General features: G+C 61.3%; 3 protein-coding genes. All 3 read right to left on the bottom strand.

The window, feature by feature from the left end; genetic code table 11:
- Positions 1-52: 52 nt before the first annotated feature.
- Positions 53-1,384 (bottom strand): aminomethyl-transferring glycine dehydrogenase subunit GcvPA, encoded by a 1,332-nt coding sequence (gene gcvPA, locus V6C16_RS11145; protein WP_333543229.1) that lies wholly within the window; start codon positions 1,382-1,384, stop codon positions 53-55.
- 426 nt (positions 1,385-1,810) lie between these two features.
- Positions 1,811-2,197, bottom strand: a complete 387-nt coding sequence (gcvH, locus tag V6C16_RS11140; RefSeq protein ID WP_333535418.1) for a glycine cleavage system protein GcvH — start codon at positions 2,195-2,197, stop codon at positions 1,811-1,813.
- A 122-nt stretch (positions 2,198-2,319) separates the two neighbouring features.
- On the bottom strand, positions 2,320-2,516 hold a 197-nt coding region (locus tag V6C16_RS11135; protein WP_333543228.1), incomplete at its 5' end, for a glycine cleavage T C-terminal barrel domain-containing protein.

Here is a 2,516-nt window from a genome sequence, read left to right as displayed (position 1 = left end):
GACTCTATGCAGCACGCGCCGCGCCCGGGAACGGATTTGGCGAAGATGGTTTTCACAGCAGACCTCCCACGGTTTCGGCCAGCATGCCGATCTGCTGACGGCTGTTACGCTCGGTGCAGGCCAGCAGCAGCACGTCTTCCATACCGGGATAGTAGCGGCCAAGAGGATAGCCGGGCACGCAGCCGTGCGCGGACAGGGCATCCACCAGCATCTGGGCGGGCATGGGCAGGCGCAGGGCCACCTCATTGCCGTAGGGCGCATCGTTGAGAAGCTCAATGCCCTTGATGGCGGTGAGGCGTTCCACGGCATAACGGGTAAGGGCCATGTTGTTTTCCGCCACCCGTGTAAGCCCGCAGGGTCCCAGCAGGGACAGGTGGATAAGCGCCCGCAGGGCGCACAGGGCCTGGTTTGAGCAGATGTTGGACGTGGCCTTGGCCCGGCGGATGTGCTGTTCGCGCGCCTGCAGGGTAAGCACGTAGCCTGTTTTGCCGTCCACATCGGTGGTACGGCCCACAATACGGCCGGGGAACTGGCGAATGTGTTCCTTGCGGCAGGTCATGAGGCCCAGGTAGGGACCGCCGAAAGAAAGGGGCATACCGATGCTCTGCCCTTCGGCCACCGCCACGTCCGCACCCATTTCGCCGGGGGTTTTCAGCACCGACTGCATGACGGGATACACGGAAATGACGCCGAAGGCCTTGTGCTCGCGGGCTTTGGCAAAGACCTGGGTGTAGTCCGCCACGGCCCCGAAGAAGTTGGGGTTCTGCACGATCACGGCGGCGGTGGTGTCGTCAATGGCGGCCATGAGCGCGTCAAGACGGCTGACGCCCTTTTCCTGCTGCACGGTCTTGAGCTCAAGATCAAGGCTGGAAATGTATGAAGCCAGCATGACCCGCCAGATGGGATTGACGGCCTCGTCCACCACCAGCACGCGGCGGCGTGTGGAGCGCACGGCCATCATGGCGGCCTCGAAAATGGCCGTGCCGCCGTCATACACAGAGGCATTGGCGCAATCCATGCCCATGAGGCGGCTCACAGCCGTCTGAAACTCGAAGATGGCCTGAAGGGTTCCCTGCGAGCATTCGGGCTGGTACGGCGTGTAGGAGGTATAGAATTCGCTGCGGCCCGCAAGGGCATCCACGGCCTTGGGAATGTCGTGGGCATAATAGCCCGCGCCCAGAAAAGACACGAGATCCGGGCAGTTTTTGGCGGCCAGACCTTCAAAATAGGCGCAGACCGCGGCTTCGGACTGGCCTTTGGGCAGATTGAACTGTTTGGGGCGCATTTCTGGGGGGATATCGGCAAAAAGGCCGTCCAGATCGCGCACGCCAACCACAGAGAGCATTTCCTGCAACTCTTCCGGCGTGTGGGGGATGTATGGCATATCCGCTCCTTGAGCATGTTACGCGTGAACGTGTGCCTGAAAAAAGCATGATGACGCAGAGTACGGGGACGTCGAACGGCTCTCGCCTGCACGGCAGGTCAACGACAGCTTGACGGCAGTTCGGCGGCATACCGGGGCATGCCGGAGAGCCGTTTTGCCCGCCGTTTCATGAAATATCCGGCGGCTGCCCGTCCTGTGCGGGCAAGCCCATAACAGGTTCGGGGCAGGTTCGGGCCAGATTCGGGCCAAACTCGAAACAGATTCGAAACAGATTCTGTCCAGACCCGTGTAACCTGCGAGCCCGCAAGGTTCTGTTTTCCGGCCGGGGCGTGCCGCTGCCCGCGCTGTCCGGTCCATTCTCCCGGCTCTGGCCGCCGTGCGGCGAGAAACCGCACGGCAAGTCCAGAGGCCGGAAAAATACGTGCTTTAATGGCCTTCGGCGGCGCAGAACGCCTCGTAGGCTGCTGCGTCCAAAAGCCCTTCGGGCTTGCTGGAAAACTTGACGCGCATGAGCCAGCCTTCGCCATAAGGATCGGCATTGCACTTTTCAGGCGCCTGCTCCAGGGCGGTATTGATGCCGACCACATCGCCGCTCACGGGCGAAATGAGGTCGCTGGCGGCCTTGACGGATTCAATGGAGCCGAATTCGCTTTCTTCGCTCACTTCATCACCCACGAGCGGCAGCTCCACATAGGTGATGTCGCCAAGAGATTCCTGGGCAAAGTGGGTGATGCCCACCACGGCCTCGTCGCCTTCCAGGCGCACCCATTCGTGGCTCTTGCTGTACAACAGATCCGAGGGATTGGTAGCCATGTGCATTCTCCTGAAATATGTAGTTGGGGGGAACAGTACGCGCCCTCTCGGGCTACAAGCCTTCACGTTTCTCGCGGGCGGCAGGTCTGCGCCGCAAAGCGGCCGACAGAATGCCGCGCGCGTCAGACCAGCTTCTTGCGGGCCGTGCCTTCTTTATAGAAAGGAATTTCCACCTTTTTGGCGGGCAGTTCCGTTCTGGAGGCACGCACCACAAAATCTTCTTTATCCGCATGGGCGGCATCCACCCAGGCAAAAGCAATGACATAGCCCAATGAAGGCGCAAACGAGCCGCTGGTGACGCGCCCCACGGCCTCGACGC

Source organism: Desulfovibrio sp. 1188_IL3213, assembly GCF_036763145.1.
Classification (GTDB): domain Bacteria; phylum Desulfobacterota; class Desulfovibrionia; order Desulfovibrionales; family Desulfovibrionaceae; genus Desulfovibrio.
This window is presented reverse-complemented; position numbering and strand designations above follow the sequence as displayed.

Excerpts from the sequence above, each read along its gene's own strand:
- gcvPA (WP_333543229.1), bottom strand. The coding sequence starts at position 1,384 with ATGCCATACATCCCCCACACGCCGGAAGAGTTGCAGGAAATGCTCTCT.
- gcvH (WP_333535418.1), bottom strand. The coding sequence starts at position 2,197 with ATGGCTACCAATCCCTCGGATCTGTTGTACAGCAAGAGCCACGAATGG.